This window comes from Pseudomonas sp. 05T35 (genome assembly GCF_056396605.1).
In genome coordinates this window covers 1-3,342 of sequence record NZ_JBFTLU010000475.1, presented here as the reverse complement: position 1 = coordinate 3,342, position 3,342 = coordinate 1, and the positions used below count along the sequence as shown (strand labels likewise).

The 3,342-nt window shown below is 56.5% G+C and carries 4 protein-coding genes; 2 read left to right on the top strand and 2 right to left on the bottom strand.

What is annotated here, in order from left to right; translation table 11 throughout:
* Together AC1DH9_RS25570 and AC1DH9_RS25565 are read right to left on the bottom strand one after the other, a co-directional pair.
* The coding region (locus AC1DH9_RS25570) for a hypothetical protein (RefSeq protein ID WP_218433886.1) at nucleotides 1-106 on the bottom strand (106 nt) is incomplete at its 3' end.
* A 430-nt stretch (nucleotides 107-536) separates the two neighbouring features.
* Nucleotides 537-1,457, bottom strand: coding sequence for a LysR family transcriptional regulator (locus AC1DH9_RS25565; protein ID WP_477809019.1), 921 nt, complete (start codon nucleotides 1,455-1,457; stop codon nucleotides 537-539).
* Nucleotides 1,458-1,614: 157 nt separating this feature from the next.
* Here AC1DH9_RS25565 and AC1DH9_RS25560 point away from each other — a divergent pair, with 157 nt between their 5' ends.
* Nucleotides 1,615-2,796 (top strand): acyl-CoA dehydrogenase, encoded by a 1,182-nt coding sequence (locus AC1DH9_RS25560; RefSeq protein ID WP_054594978.1) that lies wholly within the window; start codon nucleotides 1,615-1,617, stop codon nucleotides 2,794-2,796.
* A gap of 13 nt (nucleotides 2,797-2,809) precedes the next feature.
* Nucleotides 2,810-3,342 (top strand): CaiB/BaiF CoA transferase family protein (locus AC1DH9_RS25555; protein WP_477809018.1); only part of this gene is annotated, 533 nt, incomplete at its 3' end.

Sequence of the window (3,342 nt, the reverse complement as noted above, 5' to 3'; positions counted from 1 at the left end):
GCACAGTGACCTTATGACCCTGGCCGATCAGCTTCTTGATGGTTTCCGGGGTTGCAGCAACCCGCGTTTCACCGGTCTGGGTTTCGAGAGGAACACCAATGTGCACGTCAAATCTCCTGCTTGATCTTATTGCTTTCGATCATTCTTGGAAGGCCAGCGCACTGCGGAGGGTGCGGCTGGGGCGGCCGATCAGCACGATCCCGCCTTATTTTTGGCGGGGCGCGGCATTTTGCAGGCGAACTTTGTGCCCTTCAAGGGATTATGACGTGTGACGGAAAATTAACTACAAGTCACCCTGTGACCGAATGTCGCAAGTGTCCGCCTAAATCCCTTGTAGGCCGTGCCTTGTAAGGATTTCTGTCAGAATCCAGGGAATTACACATCGGCGCTGTGAATGACACAGCATTGCTTTGGGTCAGGGCTGCAAAGCCACGCCGTTAGGCGCTTGTGGGACGATTGTGCCTCCTGAGGGTACAGTCTGCTGAAATGCGACAAATACTTATATCTGTAGTGCTTCAATTTAACTGACTACGAGGTCAATTTGTGGCGGATAAGCCCTGCCCTTCTAGGTTGTAGCTATGTGCCTGGTTAACTAGCCAATCGCGAAATGCGCGTAAAGAGGCTGATTCGACCTTTCGGTCAGGAATCATCAGGTAGTAGGCCTTGATGCTCGACAGGGCCTGAGAGTTGGCAATCACCAGTCGTTTCTCCGCCAGCTCACGCTGAATCAGGAACGGAGGGATCAGTGCGATGCCCATGTCATGCATTGCCGCCTGAGCCAGCATGGAGAATAGCTCGTAACGCGGACCTGTCATGTCGCGGGGGATATTCAGGTGCTGTGAGTCGAACCACTGGCGCCAGGCGTAAGGGCGTGTGGTCTGCTGCAGTAGCGGCAGGTCGGCAATCATTTCGGCGCTCAAGTGTGTGTGATCACCGAGTAATCTCGGGCTGCACACCGGCATCGGATTCTCGCCCATCAGCCTGTGGGATTCGGTACCGGGCCAATCGGCGTCACCAAAGTAAATCGCTGCGTCAAAGTCGGTGTCGGCAAACAGAAAGGGTCGTGTGCGGTTGGTCAGGTTGACCGTGACTTCCGGATRCTGCTGCTGAAAATCCTTGAGTCGTGGCAGCAGCCATTGAGTACCAAAGGTTGGCACGACCGCCAGTTCGATGACGTTAGCACCCTGCTGGCCCATCACTGACAGTGTGTCCCGTTCAACGGCATCCAGTTGCGTTGCTACGCGCCGGCTGTAGGAAAGCCCTGCTTCGGTCAACTTCACGCCGCGTCGTGAGCGTCGGAACAGTTCAACGCTGAGGAACTCCTCCAGGCTGGCGATCTGTCGGCATATCGCTCCTTGAGTCAGCGATAACTCTTGAGCGGCCTTGGTAAAGCTCTCATGGCGGGCTGCCGCTTCGAAGCTGATCAGTGCGGCAGTGCTGGGTATCTTCCTGCGCATGTACGACAACCTCACTAATAGTTGGCATAGGTGGCGTCTAAGGTCGTCACGGAGTGAGAAATTAGCACAACAGTATGCAAAATCCTCGTTTGCCCAATACGCAAGCGGCGCCTAGGATCAGTCCACGATATTTGACCTACTTCGCGAGGACTCTCTCATGGCCGGTAAAGCTAGCTTCAACTGGATCGATCCCCTGCTGCTGGATCAGCAGCTCACTGAAGAGGAGCGCATGGTGCGCGACAGCGCTGCCCAGTTTGCTCAGGACAAACTGGCACCCCGTATTCTTGAAGCGTTCCGTCATGAGAAAACCGACCCGGCGATCTTCCGCGAAATGGGTGAGATCGGCCTGCTGGGCGCGACCATTCCTGAGCAGTACGGCGGCAGCGGCCTGAACTATGTCAGCTATGGACTGATCGCTCGTGAGGTCGAGCGCATCGACTCCGGCTATCGCTCGATGATGAGCGTGCAATCTTCGCTGGTCATGGTGCCGATCAACGAGTTTGGTACCGAGGCGCAGAAGCAGAAATACCTGCCGAAACTCGCTACCGGTGAGTGGATTGGTTGCTTTGGTCTGACTGAGCCGAACCATGGTTCCGATCCGGGTTCGATGATCACTCGTGCACGCAAGGTGGAAGGCGGCTACAGCCTGACCGGCAGCAAGATGTGGATCACCAACAGCCCGATCGCTGACGTATTTGTGGTGTGGGGCAAGGATGACGCCGGCGATATCCGTGGCTTCGTCCTTGAGAAAGGCTGGAAAGGCCTGAGTGCTCCGGCGATCCACGGCAAGGTCGGTCTGCGTGCCTCCATCACCGGTGAGATCGTGATGGACAACGTATTCGTTCCAGAAGAGAACATCTTCCCGGATGTCCGCGGTTTGAAAGGCCCTTTTACCTGCCTGAACTCTGCCCGTTATGGCATCGCCTGGGGCGCTCTGGGTGCAGCCGAATTCTGCTGGCACACCGCTCGCCAGTACACCTTGGATCGTCAGCAGTTTGGCCGACCTTTGGCTGCCACCCAGTTGATCCAGAAGAAACTGGCGGACATGCAGACTGAAATTACCATGGCCCTGCAAGGTTGCCTGCGTCTGGGGCGTATGAAGGATGAAGGCACGGCTGCCGTCGAAATCACCTCAATGATGAAGCGCAACTCTTGCGGCAAGTCGTTGGACATCGCCCGTATGGCTCGCGATATGTTGGGCGGCAATGGTATCTCCGACGAATTTGGTGTTGCGCGTCATCTGGTCAACCTTGAGGTGGTCAACACCTATGAAGGGACTCACGACGTTCACGCGCTGATCCTGGGGCGTGCGCAGACCGGTCTCCAGGCGTTCTATTAATAGGAGAGCGGCCATGGGTGCGTTATCGCATTTGCGGGTACTGGATTTATCACGAGTACTGGCCGGGCCTTGGGCCGGCCAGATACTCGCGGATCTCGGCGCCGAGGTTATAAAGGTCGAGCGTCCGGGCAATGGTGATGATACGCGCGCCTGGGGGCCGCCGTTCCTTAAGGATGCTTACGGCGAGAACACCAGCGAGGCCGCTTATTACTTGTCGGCCAATCGCAACAAGCAGTCAGTGACTATCGACTTTACTCAGGCCGAAGGTCAGCGTCTGGTTCGTGAGCTGGCAGCGAAGTCCGATATCCTGATCGAGAATTTCAAGGTCGGTGGTCTGGCCGCTTATGGGCTGGACTACGAAACCCTCAAGGCGATCAATCCTGATCTGATCTATTGCTCGATCACTGGCTTCGGCCAGACCGGACCTTATGCCAAGCGTGCGGGCTACGACTTCATGATTCAGGGGCTCGGCGGCTTGATGAGCCTGACCGGGCGCCCTGAAGGTGATGAAGGCCCTGAAGGTGATGAAGGTGCCGGGCCGGTGAA

Bases quoted from the DNA above. Each gene is read 5' to 3' on its own strand.
- AC1DH9_RS25560 (WP_054594978.1), top strand. From the start codon at position 1,615: ATGGCCGGTAAAGCTAGCTTCAACTGGATCGATCCCCTGCTGCTGGAT.